This is a genomic window from Parasphingorhabdus sp. (genome assembly GCF_041748495.1).
Lineage (GTDB): Bacteria > Pseudomonadota > Alphaproteobacteria > Sphingomonadales > Sphingomonadaceae > Parasphingorhabdus.
Genome location: NZ_JBGTDD010000090.1, coordinates 1 through 18,790 on the forward strand (window position 1 = coordinate 1; position 18,790 = coordinate 18,790).

The following is an 18,790-nucleotide window of genomic DNA, read 5'->3' on the forward strand; positions in this document are numbered from 1 at the left end:
GGCATAAGCACTATCCTCCAGAAAATGACTTCGCCTGCGAGCCGGTCATTTTCTGGAGGATAGTGCTTAGCAAACCAAAACGGCTGAAGCCTTATACCAGCTACAAGCTGGTGGGTTTACTCCAAAGGTGAGACACTAAAACGCTCTCTTATGTGAAGGATTCAGAAAATTGCGGCAGCGCTGCCGCAATTTTCCCTTTGCAAAGCTCGGCTCGCCGCATAGAGTCTTTTGCATTATGATGGAAAAGCTGCATGCCGCAAAAAATTGATCTCGAAGCGCTATGCGCGGAAAAAGGGCTTCGCATTACCGACCAGCGCCGGGTGATCGCTCGCGTGATTTCTGATGCGGAAGACCATCCCGATGTGGAAACCCTGCATGAGCGGTCTTCTGCGGTTGATCCGCGCATATCAATAGCAACCGTCTACCGCACGGTCCGGCTGTTTGAAGAAGCCGGGATATTGGATCGCCACGATTTCGGAGATGGCCGCGCGCGTTATGAAGCCGTTCCCGAAGCGCATCATGATCATCTGATCGATGTCGAGACCGGTCGGGTGATTGAATTTGTCGATCCTGAACTGGAAGCCCTGCAGAAGCAGATTGCTGAAAAGCTTGGCTACCGCCTGGTTGACCATCGCATGGAGCTTTATGGCGTATCTCTCGCCAGAAAAAGCTGACGGGCCTAACCCAGACCCGGATGCACGGCCCTGTGACACCCAGCCAATGGCATATCGCCTGTGGGACGGAGCAAGACCAATGGGCTATCTGAGATTCGGGCTACGCATGGCCCTTCTTTTCGCGGCGCTGTTTGTCTGCGTGCCACTTTACTATATCTGGCGACTGCTGCGATTGTCCAATCCCTGGCCGCGCACATTTTTGAAAATCGCAGCCTTCGCTTGCGGCGCGCGCGTCAATATTGTCGGCACTCCGATCAAACGGGATGTCTTCTTCATTTCCAATCATATTACCTGGGTGGATATCGCGATCCTCGGGGGACATAGCGGCACCGCTTTTGTATCGAAGGAAGAAATCGGCAACTGGCCAGTCATCGGGTGGCTTTGCCGGCTCAACGACACGGTCTTTGTCTCGCGGTCAGACCGGATGGGAATAGCACAGCAGATCAACCAGCTGCGGGATGCGCTGGAAGAAACCTGGGCGATCACCATTTTTCCGGAAGGCACCACAACCGATGGCTCGACCTTGCTGCCGTTCAAGGCGCCTTTGCTAAAAGTTCTGGAACCCCCACCTCCGGGTATATTGGTACAACCGGTCTTTCTGAACTATGGTGAAAATGCGACCGAAATTGGCTGGACCGGCGAAGAAAGCGCACCTTCAAATGCCTGGAGACTGCTGACCCGACGCAGCAGTTTCATTGTCGAGGTTCATTTTCTCGAGCCATTCGATCCGGATCATTATTCTGGCAGAAAAAATATTGCGGCGGAGGCCCGGCGCAGGATTGCAGAACCGCTTTCAGCTTCCCTGGGGGGCAAACCCATTGTATAGACGCGATCTATGACTCAAGCCGATCTGAAAAAATTTTACATCAAATCCTTTGGTTGCCAAATGAATGTCTATGACGGCGAGCGCATGTCCGAACTGCTCGTCGATCAAGGCATGAGCGCCGCCGAAAATGGCGAAGAAGCCGATCTGGTGGTCCTGAATACCTGCCACATTCGGGAAAAGGCGGTCGACAAGGTCTATTCGGATATCGGTCGACTGCGCCGAAAGGACGGATCCAGCCCAATGATCGCTGTCGCCGGTTGCGTGGCCCAGGCCGAAGGGAAGGAAATTTCCCGCCGGGCGCCCAGCGTGGACATCGTTGTCGGGCCGCAGGCCTATCACCGCCTTCCTGAACTCATGGCGGCGGCGAAGTCGGGCAAAAAGGCGATCGATACGGACATGCCCGCGATTTCGAAATTCGATGTCCTGCCATCCCGCGGTCCGCAAGCACGGCCTACCGCGTTTCTGACGGTACAGGAAGGTTGCGACAAATTTTGCACCTATTGCGTTGTACCCTATACGCGCGGCGCAGAAATATCGCGACCTTGGGCTGATCTGATCGAAGAAGCCAAGGCATTGGTGGGCGGCGGAGCCCGAGAACTCACGTTGCTCGGCCAGAATGTCAACGCTTGGAGCGGCGAGGATGACAAGGGGCAGAGTCAGGGGCTCGACGGCCTGATCCGCGCACTCGACAAAATCCCGGATCTGCAGCGCATTCGCTATATGACGAGCCACCCCAATGACATGACCGAGGGACTGATCGCCGCGCATGGCGAAGTAGCCAAGCTCATGCCCTTTCTCCATTTACCAGTGCAATCCGGAAGCGACCGCGTTTTGAAGGCAATGAATCGATCGCATAGCGCGCGCAGCTATCTCGACATACTCGAGAGAATGCGCGACGTGCGCCCGGATATCGCGCTTTCCGGAGACTTCATCGTGGGCTTCCCGGGTGAAAGCGACCAGGATTTCGAGGAAACGCTGCAGATCGTCCGCGATGCCAAATATTCCCAGGCCTTTTCTTTCAAATATTCACCCCGTCCCGGCACGCCGGCGGCGGTGATGGATCAACAAATCGCGCCGGAAGTCATGGATGAACGGCTGCAACGATTGCAGGCATTGCTGAACGAGCAGCAATATGCATTCAATCTGGCGACCGTGGGCCGCCACACCGACATCTTGCTGGAACGCCATGGTAAGCTGGCTGGCCAACTGATCGGCAAGACGCCCTGGCTGCAATCCGTGCATATCATTTCGCCCGATCTCAGAATTGGCGACCTGGTCGAGATCGAAGTCACCCAGGCCGGCCCCAACAGTCTCACTGGCCAGATCAAAGAAAGACTTGCTGCCTGATGGCCCAAAAAACAAAAGGCGTAACAGCCGGAAAGCTCATCAAACTGGATCTGGAATTTGATGATCCGCAGATTTTGGGCGATCTATTCGGCGAATATGATCGGAATATTGTCGCAATCGAGAATCGGCTTGGTGTCTATATCGCCGCGCGCGGTACCAAATTGAAAATCGAAGGCGAGGAAGAGGCTGTCACCCGGGCTCGCGACGTCCTGACCGGCATCTACAACCGTCTCGAGCAAGGTCAGGAAGTTGACAATGGCGCGGTCGAAGCGATCATCGCCATGGCTGCCGACCCCCGCGTTGCCAAGGTGGCACGACAATCGGTCAGCGGGGATGACGGCAACAAGAATAACGTGGCCGACGCGCCAAAGGTGATGATCCGGACGCGCAAGAAGACGATTTTCCCTCGCTCCGTTCGGCAGGCACATTATATGGAAGCCCTCGCGCGCGACGATATTATTTTTGCACTCGGTCCAGCAGGAACCGGGAAGACCTATCTGGCGGTGGCGCAAGCCGTATCTCAGCTGGTCAGCGGATCGGTCGACCGACTGATCCTGTCACGGCCCGCTGTCGAAGCAGGTGAAAAAATTGGCTTTCTTCCGGGTGATCTCAAGGAAAAGGTCGATCCCTTTCTCCGGCCTCTTTATGATGCGCTCTACGATACGCTGCCTGCCGAGCAGGTAGAACGGCGGATCGAGAGCGGCGAGATTGAAATCGCGCCGATCGCCTTCATGCGCGGAAGAACCCTGTCGGACGCATTTGTCATTCTCGACGAAGCGCAAAATACCACAGCCGCACAGATGAAGATGTTTCTGACCCGCTTTGGCATGAACAGCCGCATGGTGATTTGCGGAGATCCCAAACAGGTGGATCTTCCAAAGGAAGCCGTGTCCGGGCTCGCCGACGCAGTCGTGAAGCTGAAAGACATCGAGCGAGTCAGCATGATCGAATTCGGTGCCAGCGATGTCGTTCGCCATCCATTGGTCGGCAAAATCGTCGAAGCCTATGAAGGCAAAGATGCTCCAGACTGAACTGAGCGCGTCTCCCGAGTGGGAAAAGGAAGAGGATTGGACGGACTTGGTCGCGCAGGCGGCAAAGGCGGCAATCAGCGCTTCCGTCCATGCTGATCTTCTGACCCGGAACTTTTCAATAGAAGTCAGCGTGAAGCTGTCCGACGATCGCGAAGTGCACGCGCTCAACAAGGCCTATCGCAGCAAGGACAAACCGACCAACGTTCTCTCTTTTCCGCAGATCCAGCCAGATTTGCTGGAATCCCTGGCAAATACCGACGATGGCGAGGCATTGCTGGGCGATATTATCCTGGCCTATGAAACATGTCGCGACGAAGCTTCCGCGAAAGGCATTGCGTTTTCCCATCATATTTCACATTTGATTGTGCACGGCTCGCTGCATTTGCTAGGGTATGATCACGAAAACGAGGTTGATGCCGGGTTGATGGAAAGTTGCGAAATCAATGCATTGGCGACACTCGGAATTGCCAATCCTTATGCAGAACAGGCGCAAAGCAGGTAATAAAGAAACAGAATGAGCGACGTTGACAATGACAGTGGCACGGCTTCGACTCGTAGCAACGGCCAATCCAAGGAAGATGACGAGCCCGGGCGAATTTGGCAGAGCCTGAAGGCTCTGCTGTTCGGCAACAATGATGACAATAGTCTGCGGGCGCAGATCGAAGAAGTCATCGATGACCATGAAAGCGATGCCGAGTCCGATCCGAATAATCGGACCGATGTGTCGTCGCTCGAACTCGAAATGTTACGCAACATGCTCCATTTCAGCGAACATCGCGTCGATGATATCGCGGTACCGCGAGCCGATATCATCGCTATCGAGGAAAGTTCTCCGTTTAGTGACTTTGTCGATATTTTCTCCGAGCATGGTCATAGCAGGATACCCGTTTACCGCGAGAATCTCGACAACATCATCGGGATGATCCACATCAAGGATATTTTCGCGATTGTCGCCAAGGGTGGCCCGTTCCCGAACGACATCACGCCGTTCCTGCGCCAGCCCCGCTTCGTTCCGGAGTCGATGGGAGTGCTCGATCTACTGGCTGAAATGCGCGCAACCCGGACCCATCTGGCGATCATTTTCGACGAATATAATGGCACGGAAGGTCTGGTAACCATCGAGGATATTGTCGAGGAAATTACCGGCGAGATTGAAGACGAGCATGACGACGAGCCAGTACCAATGCTGGTCAGGCTGGATGACGGCATTTGGGACGTCGATGCGCGCGCCGAGCTGGACGATGTCGGCGACGCAATTGACCGGGCGCTCGAGGAAATTTCCGAAGATGTCGACACGATCGGCGGCCTTTCCTTCGTTCTGGCAGGGCATATCCCATCGGTCGGTGAAAGACTGGAACATCCGAGCGGCTGGATATTGGAAATTACCGAAGCCGATGATCGCCGCGTCACCCGCTTGCGACTGCACCCGCCTCTCCACGAGCATTCCGGATGAGATTATCCGGCATCCGCCAATTGCGCGGCCCGCTTCCGCCAGCTTTCGGCTAGTACCGGATTTTTCGCAAGCGCCTTGAGTTCGGCGCTGTTTCCTTTGCGCTGGCCGCCGACGATCAATCCGAACAGACGGTCCAGCGGCCAAGCAGGCCAGGGTTGGTCCTGTTGGATGATTTCATCACCCGCTGCGATCCGGCCTTCCTCCAATATGCGAAAATAGCTGCCGGCCCTGCCGGTCTGAACCACAGTTTTAAGGACATCCGGCCTGCCAAAGCGATGGTTGAGTTTCCAGCATGGCTGGCGGGCATGGCTGCATTCGATCAGGGCCTTTCCGATACGGAAAATATCGCCAAGGCAAAGCTCGGTCTCGGTCATGCCCTGACAGCTGAAATTCTCGCCAAAGGCTCCGGGCTGGTTCAACGCCCCAACATCCGGATATTTTTGCTGCCAGAAGGCATAATGTTCGATCGGATAGAGATGCACAGCCTTGTCGCGCCCGCCATGATGGAGCGGATCAGCGACCTGATTACCCGCCAAGCCCGCAAACCCGAGCATCAAGGGGGTATCAACAGATTTTTTGACGATAGCGCTCAATTCTCCGTCATCGCCAAATGGTTTGGGTGTGCCGATGAGCAAATAGTCCAGCCGGGTTCTGATCATGCCTCACCAATATCCAATCAAGTTCATATTAGCAATTTCACCCTGACTATGCTTCAAGGCGCTATGAAAATCAGTGACCTTCGCATTGCTCTGTACAGCGGCAATTATAATTTCGTACGCGACGGCGCCAACCAGGCCCTCAACCGGCTTGTTGACTATCTGCTGCGACAGGGCGCTGCCGTTCGGGTCTATTCGCCAACCACGGATACCCCGGCATTTGAACCCACCGGAGATCTGGTCAGCGTTTCATCCGTCGCTTTCCCCGGACGCGGTGAATATCGCTTTCCAACCCGGATTTCCAGCGATGTGAAAAAGGACCTGCAACGGTTCAACCCCAATATCATGCAGATATCCAGCCCTGACCGGGTCGGACACAAGATGGTATCCTGGGCGCGGCGCCAGAATATTCCGGTGCTCGCTTCCGTGCATACCCGTTTTGAAACCTATCCCCGCTATTATAATCTGGCCTTTCTGGAACCGATTATCGAAGCGATATTGCGGCGACTCTATCGCCGCTGCGACGCTCTGGTGGCTCCGTCGGAATCCATGGCCCAATTGCTCCGCGACCAGCGGATGAATTATGATGTTGGCATCTGGTCGCGCGGTGTGGATCGGGACATATTCAATTCCGATCGCCACGATCCGGAATGGCGTCGATCACTCGGCATCGACGGCGATCAACCCGTGATCGGATTTCTCGGACGACTGGTGATGGAAAAGGGTCTCGATGTCTTTTCCGATACCATCGACGAACTGCATCGTCGCAAGGTGGCCCACAAGGTGCTGGTTATCGGAGAAGGACCGGCCAAACAATGGTTCGTAGACAGAAATCCGGCAGCGATTTTCGTTGGGTTCCAGGAAGGGAGCGAACTGGGCCGGGCGGTTGCCAGCATGGATATGCTGTTCAATCCCTCGATTACCGAAACTTTCGGCAATGTGACGCTCGAAGCCATGGCCTGCGGCTTGCCGGTCGTGGCAGCCAAAGCCACGGGTAGCCAGAGTCTGGTCAAGAATAACGAATCCGGCAAATTGGTCAGACCCGGCGCAATCCGCGAATTTGCCGACGCGCTGCAAGCCTATTGCGAGCATGATGATCTGCGCAAGGCCCATGGCGCAGCCGGAGAGCGCCGCGCGGAAGAGTTTAGCTGGGATCAGATCAACAACGCCGTTGCCTTAACCTATATGCGGCTGGTCCGCCAGCGCCAGGCCGGCCATGGGCCAATCAAGCAAGCGGCCGTTCGCTAGCCATGCAAGGCCTGTTCGACAAAGAAGATGGTCAGCTGAGCGAGGAGGAGATTAGACCCGTATCGCCGCTGGCCGACCGGTTGCGGCCACGCCAGCTTGCTGACATTGTTGGTCAGGATCATCTCGTCGGTACCGAGGGCACGATTGGCCGGATGGTCGCCGCCGGAAGACTGTCATCGATCATCCTCTGGGGGCCGCCGGGCACCGGAAAAACCAGTCTGGCCCGCCTGCTTGCTGATCAGACCGAATTGCATTTCAAGGCGATTTCGGCGGTCTTTTCGGGTGTTGCCGACCTAAAGAAGGTGTTTGCAGAAGCCGAGATGCGGTTGCAATCCGGTAAGGCCACCCTGTTGTTTGTCGACGAGATCCATCGGTTCAATCGGTCGCAGCAGGACAGTTTCCTGCCCTATGTCGAACGCGGCACGGTGATTCTGGTCGGGGCGACGACGGAAAACCCCTCATTCGAACTCAATGCCGCCTTGCTCAGCCGGGCGCAGGTGCTCATCCTCAACAGGCTGGATGCTTCTGCTCTGGCGCAACTGCTGGAACGAGCCGAAAAACTCGAGGAAAAAATCCTTCCGCTGACTGACAGTGCCAGAGAGGCGCTGATCGCCAGTGCGGACGGGGATGGCCGCTTTCTGCTCAACCAAGCGGAAACTCTATTCTCGCTCGAGATCGACAGGCCGCTCGATCCGCCCGAACTAGCCAAGACCCTGCACCGCCGGATGCCAGTCTATGATAAGGACCGCGAGGGTCATTATAATCTGATCTCGGCGCTGCACAAAGCATTGCGGGGATCCGATCCGCAGGCATCGCTCTATTATCTTGCCCGCATGCTGGTAGCGGGCGAAGAGCCGCTATACTTGCTGCGCCGCATCGTTCGTTTCGCCAGCGAAGACATTGGACTGGCGGATCCACAGGCCCTGGTGCAGGCGCTGGCCGCAAAAGATGCTTATGATTTTCTGGGCAGTCCCGAAGGTGAACTGGCGATCGTCCAGGCCTGCCTCTATTGCGCCACCGCCCCCAAATCCAATGCCGCCTATAAAGCACAGAAAATGGCATGGAAGTCTGCCAGACAGACCGGCTCGCTGATGCCGCCACAGAATATCCTGAACGCCCCCACCAAGCTGATGAAAGACATTGGCTATGGTCAGGGCTATAGTTATGATCACGAAAACGATGATGGCTTTTCCGGGGACAATTACTGGCCGGAGGGCATGGAGCTGGAACATTATTATCAACCGGTCGATCGGGGCTTTGAACATAAGATCCGGGAACGGCTTGCCTATTGGGAGAAATTGCGTGCTGAAAAAGCTCCTTAGCCTCGGTTTGATCGGCACGCTGTCTGCCAGCCCTTCGTTCGCCCAATCCGACGACGCCCAGCGCTATGACCGCGCCCTGGCGGCAGGCTACAAGGCCCAGTTCATCTGTTCCGGATTGTGGAATGGCGGCAAGTCGCTGGCCGATATCGACGCGGACGAACTGACGGGCATCTATCCACGCATTGCAGACATCACTCCCACATTGCCGGCTGAGGTGGATCAGTCGCAGCGCCAGGTTCGGGTTTCCTTTGGCGATGATGCCCCGCCTCGTCTTGCAGTCTGGAACAGCGAGTCCGGTTGCACCGCCATGCCGATCGGGTTTTTCGGAGCAGAATCCGATCTGCCGGACGATGCCCAGATAGAGCCACGCCAGTTTCTCGATGACCAGCGCTGGCCCATGGGCGATCTCGCAGCAGAAACGCAGCCCGCAGACCGTTCTAGGGCTCTCGGCGCGCTGGCAGAACGCGCATTGGATCCGGCATCCTTTGGCGGCCAGAGCAGTGCGGTCCTGGTCATCAGAAATGGTCATATCGATGCCGAAAAATACAAGCAGGGCCATGACCTTCATACCGCTCAGCGCACCTGGTCGGTTGCCAAATCCATGGCAAGCACGTTGATCGGACATTCGGTCCAGCAAAAGATGGTTGATCTTCATGCTCCGGTGCAAATCCCGGAATGGCAGAAAACCGGAGACCCGAGAGCAGCGCTGACCATCGATCATCTGCTCCGGATGAGCAGCGGTCTGGTCAGTGACACGGCCGGCAATCGAACCGATCCGCTGTACATGGGCGGTGCCAGTGTCAGCGAACGGGCAACCAGCTGGCCGCTGCTGTACAAACCGGGCGCGCGCTATCGCTATGCCAATAATGACACGTTACTCGCCATTCACGCAGCGCGAGCGCAGCATCTCGATCGGAAGTTCAAACTCGGCAATTACATTCCGGCAGCCCATGATTTCAATCCCTACGGCTTCTTCCAGAAACTGGGCATGTCGCGTACCTATGTGGAGACCGACTGGCAGGGCAATCCTATACTCTCCAGCCAGGTCTGGACCACGGCCCGCGATCTGGGGCGGCTCGGCCTGCTCTACCTGAACAACGGAACCTGGAACGGGGAACGGCTGCTCCCGGAAAACTGGCGCGACTATGTCACCGCCCCATCCGGACCGCAGCCAGCGGGGAAATTTGGTTTTGGCGCTTCCTTCTGGCTGATGAACAAATCGGACGGCATTCCACGGGATGCATTTGCCGGCTTTGGCAATCGCGGACAATATCTGGTGATCATTCCCTCGCTTGATCTGGTTATTGTTCGTCGCGGCTATGACAGCGCGGATGATCGCTTCGATATCGAAGCCTTCACCAGAGAGGTTGTGGCAGCAATAGCATCATGACAACGAGTTTTCGCGCGGCCCTCTGTACCAGTCTGACCGGCCCGGCCTCGATCCGGATCGTCGAGCAGCAGGCCCAGGCGTTGCAGCCCGGTCAGTTGCGCATCCAGCTCCATGCCGCGGGTCTCAATTTCCCGGATCTGCTGATGACCCAGGGCAAATATCAGTTTCGCCCCGATCCGCCCTTCGTACCTGGACTCGAGGCGGCCGGAGAAGTGATCGAGGTCGCTCCCGATGTGCACGACTTCAAGCCCGGCGATCGCGTCATGGCCGGTGGCAAGGGCGGCGCACTGGCAGAACAATGGGTGGTCGGCGAAGCGGCCGTTTCCCTGCTGCCCCCGGCCCTGTCTTTCACTGAAGGCGCTTGCTGGCAGACAGCGGCGGCCACCGCATGGCACGCGCTGGTCGAGCGCGGCCATCTGCAAGCGGGGGAGGACATTCTGGTTCTCGGCGCCAGCGGCGGCGTCGGCATGGCGGCGATCAAAATGGCAAAGCACATCGGCGCAACGGTCATCGGTACCGGTTCCAACGAGGAAAAGCGGGAAGCCATTGATCGCGCCGGCGCGGATCATCTGCTGGATCCGGCAGACCCGGATCTGGCTGCCAAGGTCAAGGAGATGACAGGAGGCAAAGGCGTCGATGTCATTTTTGATCCGGTCGGCGGGGACCTGGCGCTGACGGCGACGCGCGCCATTGCCTGGAATGGGCGATATCTCATCGTCGGCTTTGCCAGCGGCGTCATTCCTTCCTTTCCGGCCAATCATGCGCTGATCAAAACCTACAGTCTGATCGGTGTTCGCGCCGGCGAAAGCCCGCGTCGGGATCCCGAGCTGGCCACACGGCAAAGCGCAGCGTTACGGGAACTGGCCGCGCAAGGTGCCATGCGACCGCATATTTCTCACCGCTTTCCCTTTACCGATACGGCCCAGGCTCTGGCGATATTGGAAAGCCGGGAAGCTATAGGCCGGGTGGTCGTTGAAATGATCGCAAGCTGATGTTTTTTTGCGGTTTTTATATGGAGACCTTTCAGAGAAAATATTGATTCCTGTCAATCTGCAGCAGATCATGCTAATGTATCTCTACACGAGAACAAACCAGACAGGGGAAGCGAAATGGATGGAATGCGGATAGGCAATTATGCTCTCGATACGGAGCTGATGATGGCATGGGGGGAGAAACTGGGCCTGGCTATGGTGATCCTCATCGGCACCTGGGTTCTGGCCCTTGCCGCTAAATGGACCTTCGCCAAGCTGGTCGATAATGTGAAATTTCTGCAACGCGACACGTCGACGGGCACGTCGGTGGGCGAATCGCTCGGCAAGATTGTTTCCTTGCTGATCTGGCTGTTCGGTCTTCTGGTGATTTTGCGCGTGCTCGGTCTCGGCGGCGTCGATGCCCCCATCCAGACCCTGCTCAACAATATCATGGGCTTCGTTCCCAATCTTCTGGGTGCGGCAATCATATTCTTCATCGGTATCGTCGTGGCACGAATTGTCAGGGATCTGGTCATCACATTTCTGCAGACGGTCGATTTTGACAAATGGGCCAATCGCGGCGGTATCGATACGGTCACCGGTAACTCGGCAATCAGCAAGACCATCGGAACGATCGTTTACGTCCTGATCATCATACCGGTCGCCATACTCGCGCTCGAAGCGTTGAATCTGCAATCGGTATCAGGGCCTGCCAGTGATATGTTGCGGTTGATCCTTGCGGCCATTCCGAACATCATCGGTGCGGCTATCATCCTTGGCATTGGTTATCTGATCAGCAAGTTCGTGGTTCAGATCATCACGGAAATCCTGCCCGGACTTGGCGTTGATCAATCCATGGCGGCGCTTGATATTCTGCCAGCAAAAACCACGCTGACGACAGTCGTTGCCAGAATTGCGCAGGTCGCCATCATGCTGTTTTTTGCCATCGCAGCCATGCGTTTGCTCGGCTTCGCCGAACTGACATCGATACTGGATCAGATCCTCGAACTGGGCGGTCGCGTCATCTTTGGCGCAATCGTGATCGCTGTCGGCTTCCTGGTTGCCAATCTGCTCTCGCGGATCATTGGCGGAGCGGCTGAAGGCGGCATGGCATCCACCATCGTGCGCTATGCCACGATCATCCTGTTCACCTTCATGGGCCTGCAGTTCATGGGTGTAGGCGAAGAGATCGTGCAGACTGCCTTTACCGCGCTGGTCATTGGCGGTGCAGCCGCTGCCGCTTTGGCCTTTGGCTGGGGCGGGCGGCACGTCGCTGGCAAGGTTCTGGAGGATATCTACGCCAATCCGCCGCAACCGAAAGCGCCTGCGGCTCGCAAGCCAGCTGCAAAGCCGGCTGGGCCGAAACCCGCGGCACGGACGCCCGTTGCCAAAAAATAGCCGTTGCTACGCCAATATAGAAAGGGGCGGGTCCGATGGTCCTGCCCCTTTTCTTTTGTCACCCGGTTGCGCTAGAGACTGGCCGTGCGCCAATTTTCCCATTTTGCCTGTGTCGACTGGTCCGGAGCCAGATCGGAACGTCCCGACGGAATTGCAGTGGCAAGGATCGGCCCGGACGGCCCCCCTTCCCTGTTGACCCGGGAGCCGCGCTGGTCGCGTACCGATATCCTTGTCTGGCTTTTAGAGCTGGCACAGAGGGATCAGGACATTCTTGTCGGCTTTGACCTGTCAATGGCCTTCCCATTTCTGGACCAGAGCGCCTATTTTCCGGAATGGCAGCACAGCCCGGATGACGCAACAGCGCTCTGGAAACTGGTCGATACCCTGTGCAGCGACGATCCCCATCTCAGCGCTGCCAGCTTTCTTCAGCACCCGCAGGCAAGCCGCCATTTTCGCCACGGCCGCGATCATGTTGGCGATCTGTTCGGCCAGGGGGTTGGCCGCTTGCGCGAGGTGGAACGCTACCAACGTGCCACCAAACAGGCCAATAGCGCCAGTTGCTTCAATCTGGTCGGTGCGGCACAGGTCGGCAAATCCAGTCTCACGGGGATGCGGATGCTGCACCAGTTGCGCGGTGCCATTCCGGTCTGGCCCTTTGACCCTGTTCCCGATCGCGGGCCAGTCCTGGTCGAGATTTATACGACCGTTGCGGCCTTGGCGGCCGGACTGCCCAGGGGACGCAGCAAAGTCCGCGATCGTATCGGTCTGGAGGATGCCCTGAACCGGTTGGACACCGCCCTGCCCGCCCGACTGCAGCGTTATGACGACCACAGCACCGACGCCTTGATCACCGCCGCATGGATGAAGCAGATTGCCGGTAACCAGGCGCTCTGGAACCCGCCCGCAATGACAGAAGATATCGCGCAAAAAGAGGGCTGGACCTTTGGCGTGGTTTGACGCTAATAGCGCGCAGCAAATCCAGTGCACGCCGAATTAGCTCAGCTGGTAGAGCAACCGCCTTGTAAGCGGTAGGTCATCCGTTCGAGTCGGATATTCGGCACCATTTTTCAGATACACGCAGTCATCCGGTGGGCTAAATGGGCTGGATGCATTCCGACTGCGGATGACGGCGCGCCTCACGCAGACCCCTGCCCCCGGTTGCACCCTCTGCCGACATCAAGATCAAAGATATCGTTCATTCACAAAAAACCCTGCCGGTTTCCCGGCAGGGTTTTCATTTCGATTGGGCGATTGGCCTAGAATTTAAAGCCAGCGCCGATACCATAGCGCCGGGGTTCCAGCGTGAAGACATTGGTGTAGAGGCCAGAAGACTGATCCGTTACATACAGTCCGGTTTCGGCATTGCTGTCGAAGATATTCTGGATGAAGCCACGAATATACCAGCGATCCTCGGTGCCGTTCAACTGGACCTGAGCGTTTGCCTGCGCATAGCCCTCGATCCGGTTGACATTGCCGTTGAAGATGCTGCCAAAACTTTCACCCGTATAAGCCAGATCCACGCGTGGAACCAGGCTCATGCCATTGTCAAAGTTCATCGTATATTGCACGCCAGCAGAGAATTTATACTTAGGTGCCTGTGGCAGATCATTCCCGCGAATATTCTTGGGAATACCGGCAGCGAAATAGTCAATCCCGCCGAATGCTGCGGGGTCGATTCCGGCACCGGCGAAAGCGCCTGCAGCGGCCGCTTGCAACACACCACAAATACCGAACGCACCGGTAGAAGCAATATTGCCGTCAGACGGAAAGGCGGTGGTGGGCTGCAGGTTCGCACCGGCCGCTACACCTGGCACCAGACCGGCATTGATCACCGAGGTGATCGTGTTGACGAACTGGTTTACTCCTGCCGCACTGCCGGACGAGGAGGCCACCGCGCAATTGGACGCATTGGTGATATCCTTGATGATAACCGCATCGGAACGGCCGCCGCCAAAGTCGCGCGGGTCGCTGTTGAATGTATCACCTTTCACTTTGGTCTTCAGATAGCTGAAGCCCATGTTGATCGTCCAGTCCGGGTCGGGGCGAACAACAGCTTCCACTTCCGCACCATAGATATCAGCGTCGATATTCTCGTTCACCGCAGTCCGTGCGACAATCTTGCTGAGCTGCAAATTCTTATACTTGTAGTAAAACGCGGTCAGGTTGAGTTGCAACGCACCATTGCCAAAAGTGTTTTTCGATCCAATTTCAAACGAATCGACCTGTTCGGGTAGGAATGACTCCGGCACCTCGAAAATGGGTTGCAGTGGCGGGTTGATACCACCCGATTTATAGCCACGAGCATAAGAGGCATAGATCAGATTGTCGTCGGTGATCTTGTAATCCAGAACCGCACGGCCCGTGATTTCATTGAATTTCACTTGGCGATTCTGAAAAATCTGGTTGCCTGGAGTGCCGGGATCGGCATCGAAAGAGCCAACGAATGGTGACTCAAACGCATTGGTGGTCTGGCCATAAGGAACAAGGAAGCTCGCCAGAGTGGAACGCGCCTGAACATCCTTCTTGTCATTATTGTAGCGCAGACCGCCGGTCAGTTTCAGCTTGTCACTGATGTCAAAATAGACCTCACCGAACAGACCATAAGATTTGACCTTCAGTTCATCCGTGTTGTTGCGGAAATAAGGGGTGCCAAGAAATGATGGCGGCAGGCCAAGGCCAAGTGTTGTGAAACTTCCAAGCAAACCAGTAACATAGTCAATCGCAAAGGCATTCACATAATAGCTGTTTTCGGTGAGATGATAGTCGGCGTAAATACCACCTACCAGGAAGTTGAACGGACCATCCAGATCGCTAGAGATGATCGCTTCTGCCGACCAGCTGCTATTCTCCTGATTGGACCGGTCATATTGAAGCGGCGTCATGTCACATATTCTGTTGCCGCCAAATGATCCGAGGCCGATCGTGTCGGTATCCGACGTACATAATACGCCATTGGGACCATCCGGGATGATCGCCGCCGCGATTGGAGCAAAATAGGATGCAGGAAGACCGGGAATAAGTCCGGCTGCGGCTGCAGCAAGCGTGTTCAGCGCCGGCGCATAGCCGTCCCTGCGACCGATGTTGTTATTATAGTCCTGCCGGGAATTCAGCTTTACCTTCTGATAGGTACCGGACAACTGGGCGCTTATCGGACCGAAATCATGCTCGATCTTGCCCTGGAAGGTCAATTCGCTGGTGAAATATTCCGGAGTGAATGCAGTGTTCACCGTCCGCGAATCTGCAGGGACGTTAATGCCAGCATATTGATCCGGACCATAAAGGCTGCCTAGCGCAAATGCCGTGGGTATGCCCCGTATCGCGAGGAATTCCCGTGACGACAAGGCCGCGGTGAAAGTCGAGTTGGCATTGAATGATTCCGCGTCGCGGGAGTTGTTGAGACAACCCAGGATACCTGTCGGGTCGCGCTGGCAATATTGCTTCTGGATCCGCATGCGGTTGTCGTCTTCGCGGAAATAGGAAGCGAACAGGTCAATCGTGGTGTCGGGGCTCGGCTCGAAGCGAAGAGAACCACGGACCGAATAGAGTTCGCGATCGTCGAGATCGGGACCGCCATTGAGATTGGTGGTATAGCCATCCCGCTTCACATAGATGCCGGCACCGCGGAAGGACAAGGTGTCGCCGATCGGGATATTGACCATGCCCTTCACTTTGATCGCGTTATAGTTGCCATATTCGACGTCGCCCGATGCCTGGAACTCGCCCATTCTCGGTTTGGCGGTTACGACATTGACCACACCCGCAGTCGCGTTGCGTCCGAACAATGTACCCTGCGGACCGCGCAGCACTTCAACCCGCTCAAGATCAAAAAATTCTGTTTCGAACAGGCGGGTTGAAAACAGTGGCTGGTCGTTCAAGTGGATCGCGGTTGCCTGGTCGCACGACACGCCAACACAAAGGTCGCCGATGCCCCGGATCGTGAAGCTGGAGCTGGTGAAGTTGGTTTTTGTAAAAGTGATGTTTGGCAGCGTCAGCTGGAGATCGGAACTATTCTCGATCTGCTGCGCTTCCAGCGCTGCTTGCGAAAATGCTGAAACCGCGATCGGAACATCCTGAGCGCTTTGCGCCTGGCGTTGTGCAGTAACAATAATGACATTGTCATCAAAGACACCATCGTCTCGATCCTGCGCCAAGGCGGGTACGGACATTGCAGATATAGCTGTAGCGGCTAACAGTAGCGATTTACGCATTTCTCTCTCCCAAATCCCAATTTTCATCGGAGAGTGAAACTTTTGTCCATCCCCCCAATGAATCGATATTCAACTAATCGCGCGATTAAGTCCAGAATGAATTGCGGATATTGCATGGTTAATATCAGTTTTTGCATTCAAGCAGGCAAAAGTGGTACTGTTATGACACAAAAAAGCCCCACTGGTTTCCCAATGGGGCTAATTTTTGTAATTATATTTCAAATTAGAATTTGAAACGGACAGACCCGCCATAAGTGCGCGGCTGGTTGGGATAGCCCGACACGGTACCGGCCTGGGCGACGCCATCAAAAACCTGAGTGATGAAGCGTTCATCAAACAGGTTGCGGGCGAATGCACTGACCTCGACGCCATTTTCCAACGCCAAAGTCAGGGACGTATTCACCAGGTTGACTTCACGCCGGAACAGCGTTTCCGCTGCAGGACCAAAAGTGGGTAGTCCGTTGGTGATGTTCACGTTGCTTTCGTGGCTATAATCCACGCGGCCGATCAGCATGTTGCCACTCGCGGCAAACTCGTGGGTATAGGTCGCGGACGTGGCGATTGAATAAGCGGGCGTGCCTGCCGGCCGTTCACCAGTCAAATCGCCCACCGCCGAATTCGGGAAATCATCGAATGTCGCGTCAAGATAGGTCAGGGCAAATGTGAAGAGCCAGGGATCAGCCGGCCTGATGGTCGCGTCAAATTCGAAACCACGGGTTGACTGCTGGCCTGCATTGGCAAGAGCAAAGCCAGTGCCGGTGAAAATGTTGGACTGGAAACCTTTGAGGGTCTGGTCAAACACGGCCAGGTTGAACCCGAATCCATCAAACTGGCCTTTGATACCCACTTCATAGACTTCGGCGTCCTCTGGCCCGGCGAAGCGTGTGCCGCTATTCAGATTTGGCGTGGCGATGCCAGCATCCCGAATCGGTGAAGATGGAGCCAAAATCGCACTGAGCAATGGTCCCGGGGTAAAATCAGTCGGCAGCGGGTCGCTATCGCGGGAAAGGTTGACCGAGGACGCCTTGAAACCGGTGGCATAGGTGAAATAGGCGTTGAAGTTCCGGCTTATTTCGTAGGAAGCGCGAAGCGTGTATGAGAAATCGTTATCCCGCGTCCGGCCATCTTCGACAGCATTTGGAACATTCAGAAACGGTGGCTGGAACTGGAAGGGAGCCAGACCGAGCAGCTGATTGACGGCAGGATTTTGAGCCGCTGCGGCGATTGCCGCGAACTGCTGGGGATTATTGGCAGCAAATTGTCCAATGACCGCCGGATCGGAAGAGCCAATGGCGCCGGCGATAAAGGCATCAACCAGATTGACCTGACCAAGTTCGTCAAACGCTGTCACGGAAGCGGTGAAGTCCTTCTTGTCCTTGGTATAATTGAATCCGCCGGTCAGCGTCAGTCCGTCCACCACTTCGAAATCGACGGTACCGAAGACCGAATAAGCTTCGTTGCTCAGGGTGAACCGTTCATCGGTCAGTAAACCGGGGCTGAAAATGCTGTTCTGCGGGAATCCCAGGGCCGCTTCAACACCATTGAATACTTGCGGGTTGCCGGCCAGCAGCGAGAAAAATGGACGTGCTTGCGTTCCGGTAAACAGCTGGCTGCTCTGATCGACATCTTCCTTGAAATAATATCCGCCAACCAGGAAGTTCAGCGGCCCGTCAAAATCCGAGGCAATCCGGAATTCCTGACTGAACGTATCAATTGCCTGATCCGTCTGGTCGGTTACGATATCGAGGCTGGAAAAATCGACATCGCCGGTGTTGAAAGATCGAAGCTCACGATAGGCGGTGATCGACGTCAGCGAAAGCGCGCCTACCTGATAGTCGACCTGAACCGACGCGCCATAGCTGTCGATCTTGTTGTTTGGAGCAATGTTCAAAAAGCTTGTGTCGTTGAAGAGATTTTCTGGATCGACCGCACCGCCCAGTGCAAATATCGCAGGTACGCTTGGACCAGCGACAATATTGCCGGCAAAGCAGCATTCTTCGTCGATCCGGCTGTAATCACCGATGGCGCGAATTTTCAGATCGGAAGTGGGTTCGAACAGAAACTGCCCGCGAACACTCCAGCGATCACGGTTATTTATGTCGATCCCCAGATTGGGAACATCCACATAGCCGTCACGCTTGTTATAGTTTCCGTCGAGGGACACGGCGATGGTCTCGGACAGCGGTCCCGTAACATCGGCCTTCAAGATCATCTGGTTGAAATTGCCGTAGGTTGCCTCGACCGAGCCGCCGAAATCAAATTGCGG

At 55.9% G+C, this 18,790-nt stretch carries 15 protein-coding genes and 1 tRNA gene; 13 read left to right on the top strand and 3 right to left on the bottom strand.

Annotation, left to right across the window (positions count from 1 at the left end):
* Window positions 1-251: 251 nt before the first annotated feature.
* The 6 genes from ACEW8J_RS07175 (at window position 252) to ACEW8J_RS07200 (ending at window position 5,331) form a co-directional block, all read left to right on the top strand.
* Entirely contained in the window at window positions 252-674 is a 423-nt protein-coding gene (locus ACEW8J_RS07175) for a Fur family transcriptional regulator (RefSeq protein WP_373490960.1), read from the top strand.
* A gap of 79 nt (window positions 675-753) precedes the next feature.
* Window positions 754-1,500, top strand: a complete 747-nt coding sequence (locus ACEW8J_RS07180) for a lysophospholipid acyltransferase family protein (protein WP_373490961.1) — start codon at window positions 754-756, stop codon at window positions 1,498-1,500.
* A gap of 9 nt (window positions 1,501-1,509) precedes the next feature.
* Window positions 1,510-2,847: a tRNA (N6-isopentenyl adenosine(37)-C2)-methylthiotransferase MiaB gene (gene miaB / locus ACEW8J_RS07185; RefSeq protein WP_373490962.1), complete on the top strand. Its 1,338-nt coding sequence runs from the start codon at window positions 1,510-1,512 to the stop codon at window positions 2,845-2,847.
* The gene (locus tag ACEW8J_RS07190) at window positions 2,847-3,878 is read left to right on the top strand and encodes a PhoH family protein (RefSeq protein WP_373490963.1); all 1,032 of its coding nucleotides are present in this window, start codon (window positions 2,847-2,849) and stop codon (window positions 3,876-3,878) included. The genes miaB and ACEW8J_RS07190 overlap by 1 nt, the downstream gene beginning before the upstream one ends.
* Window positions 3,865-4,380 (top strand): rRNA maturation RNase YbeY, encoded by a 516-nt coding sequence (gene ybeY, locus ACEW8J_RS07195; RefSeq protein WP_373490964.1) that lies wholly within the window; start codon window positions 3,865-3,867, stop codon window positions 4,378-4,380. The genes ACEW8J_RS07190 and ybeY overlap by 14 nt, the downstream gene beginning before the upstream one ends.
* Before the next feature lie 12 nt (window positions 4,381-4,392).
* Entirely contained in the window at window positions 4,393-5,331 is a 939-nt protein-coding gene (locus tag ACEW8J_RS07200; protein ID WP_373490965.1) for a hemolysin family protein, read from the top strand.
* Between the two features lie 2 nt (window positions 5,332-5,333).
* Here the strand turns inward: ACEW8J_RS07200 and ACEW8J_RS07205 are convergent, their stop codons facing one another.
* Window positions 5,334-5,990: an MOSC domain-containing protein gene (locus ACEW8J_RS07205; RefSeq protein WP_373490966.1), complete on the bottom strand. Its 657-nt coding sequence runs from the start codon at window positions 5,988-5,990 to the stop codon at window positions 5,334-5,336.
* A 63-nt stretch (window positions 5,991-6,053) separates the two neighbouring features.
* On the opposite strand from ACEW8J_RS07205, the gene ACEW8J_RS07210 reads away from it, so the two are divergent.
* The 7 genes from ACEW8J_RS07210 to ACEW8J_RS07240 all read left to right on the top strand — a co-directional run bounded on the left by ACEW8J_RS07210 (window position 6,054) and on the right by ACEW8J_RS07240 (window position 13,379).
* Complete coding sequence (locus tag ACEW8J_RS07210; protein ID WP_373490967.1) at window positions 6,054-7,235, top strand: glycosyltransferase family 4 protein; 1,182 nt, start codon at window positions 6,054-6,056, stop codon at window positions 7,233-7,235.
* Window positions 7,236-7,237: 2 nt separating this feature from the next.
* A complete protein-coding gene (locus ACEW8J_RS07215; RefSeq protein WP_373490968.1) occupies window positions 7,238-8,557 on the top strand; it encodes a replication-associated recombination protein A in 1,320 nt (439 codons plus the stop codon).
* Entirely contained in the window at window positions 8,538-9,947 is a 1,410-nt protein-coding gene (locus ACEW8J_RS07220; protein WP_373490969.1) for a serine hydrolase domain-containing protein, read from the top strand. The genes ACEW8J_RS07215 and ACEW8J_RS07220 overlap by 20 nt, the downstream gene beginning before the upstream one ends.
* Window positions 9,944-10,939 carry an NADPH:quinone oxidoreductase family protein gene (locus tag ACEW8J_RS07225; protein WP_373490970.1) on the top strand — a complete coding sequence of 332 codons (996 nt, stop codon included), beginning with the start codon at window positions 9,944-9,946 and terminating at the stop codon, window positions 10,937-10,939. Before ACEW8J_RS07220 ends, ACEW8J_RS07225 begins: the two co-directional genes overlap by 4 nt.
* Before the next feature lie 126 nt (window positions 10,940-11,065).
* Window positions 11,066-12,316, top strand: a complete 1,251-nt coding sequence (locus ACEW8J_RS07230) for a mechanosensitive ion channel (RefSeq protein WP_373490971.1) — start codon at window positions 11,066-11,068, stop codon at window positions 12,314-12,316.
* An 84-nt stretch (window positions 12,317-12,400) separates the two neighbouring features.
* Complete coding sequence (locus tag ACEW8J_RS07235) at window positions 12,401-13,273, top strand: hypothetical protein (RefSeq protein WP_373490972.1); 873 nt, start codon at window positions 12,401-12,403, stop codon at window positions 13,271-13,273.
* 30 nt (window positions 13,274-13,303) lie between these two features.
* Window positions 13,304-13,379 (top strand) — tRNA-Thr (locus tag ACEW8J_RS07240).
* A gap of 193 nt (window positions 13,380-13,572) precedes the next feature.
* Here ACEW8J_RS07240 and ACEW8J_RS07245 read toward each other — a convergent pair.
* Window positions 13,573-16,524, bottom strand: coding sequence for a TonB-dependent receptor (locus ACEW8J_RS07245; protein ID WP_373490973.1), 2,952 nt, complete (start codon window positions 16,522-16,524; stop codon window positions 13,573-13,575).
* A 223-nt stretch (window positions 16,525-16,747) separates the two neighbouring features.
* Window positions 16,748-18,790: TonB-dependent receptor (locus ACEW8J_RS07250; protein WP_373490974.1), on the bottom strand; the 2,043-nt coding region annotated here is incomplete at its 5' end.

What these genes read in the sequence shown, in the direction of transcription:
- ACEW8J_RS07175 (WP_373490960.1), top strand. Translation starts at nt 252, where the DNA reads ATGCCGCAAAAAATTGATCTCGAAGCGCTATGCGCGGAAAAAGGGCTT.
- ACEW8J_RS07180 (WP_373490961.1), top strand. Translation starts at nt 754, where the DNA reads ATGGGCTATCTGAGATTCGGGCTACGCATGGCCCTTCTTTTCGCGGCG.
- miaB (WP_373490962.1), top strand. Translation starts at nt 1,510, where the DNA reads ATGACTCAAGCCGATCTGAAAAAATTTTACATCAAATCCTTTGGTTGC.
- ACEW8J_RS07190 (WP_373490963.1), top strand. Translation starts at nt 2,847, where the DNA reads ATGGCCCAAAAAACAAAAGGCGTAACAGCCGGAAAGCTCATCAAACTG.
- ybeY (WP_373490964.1), top strand. Translation starts at nt 3,865, where the DNA reads ATGCTCCAGACTGAACTGAGCGCGTCTCCCGAGTGGGAAAAGGAAGAG.
- ACEW8J_RS07200 (WP_373490965.1), top strand. Translation starts at nt 4,393, where the DNA reads ATGAGCGACGTTGACAATGACAGTGGCACGGCTTCGACTCGTAGCAAC.
- ACEW8J_RS07205 (WP_373490966.1), bottom strand. Translation starts at nt 5,990, where the DNA reads ATGATCAGAACCCGGCTGGACTATTTGCTCATCGGCACACCCAAACCA.
- ACEW8J_RS07210 (WP_373490967.1), top strand. Translation starts at nt 6,054, where the DNA reads ATGAAAATCAGTGACCTTCGCATTGCTCTGTACAGCGGCAATTATAAT.
- ACEW8J_RS07215 (WP_373490968.1), top strand. Translation starts at nt 7,238, where the DNA reads ATGCAAGGCCTGTTCGACAAAGAAGATGGTCAGCTGAGCGAGGAGGAG.
- ACEW8J_RS07225 (WP_373490970.1), top strand. Translation starts at nt 9,944, where the DNA reads ATGACAACGAGTTTTCGCGCGGCCCTCTGTACCAGTCTGACCGGCCCG.
- ACEW8J_RS07230 (WP_373490971.1), top strand. Translation starts at nt 11,066, where the DNA reads ATGCGGATAGGCAATTATGCTCTCGATACGGAGCTGATGATGGCATGG.
- ACEW8J_RS07245 (WP_373490973.1), bottom strand. Translation starts at nt 16,524, where the DNA reads ATGCGTAAATCGCTACTGTTAGCCGCTACAGCTATATCTGCAATGTCC.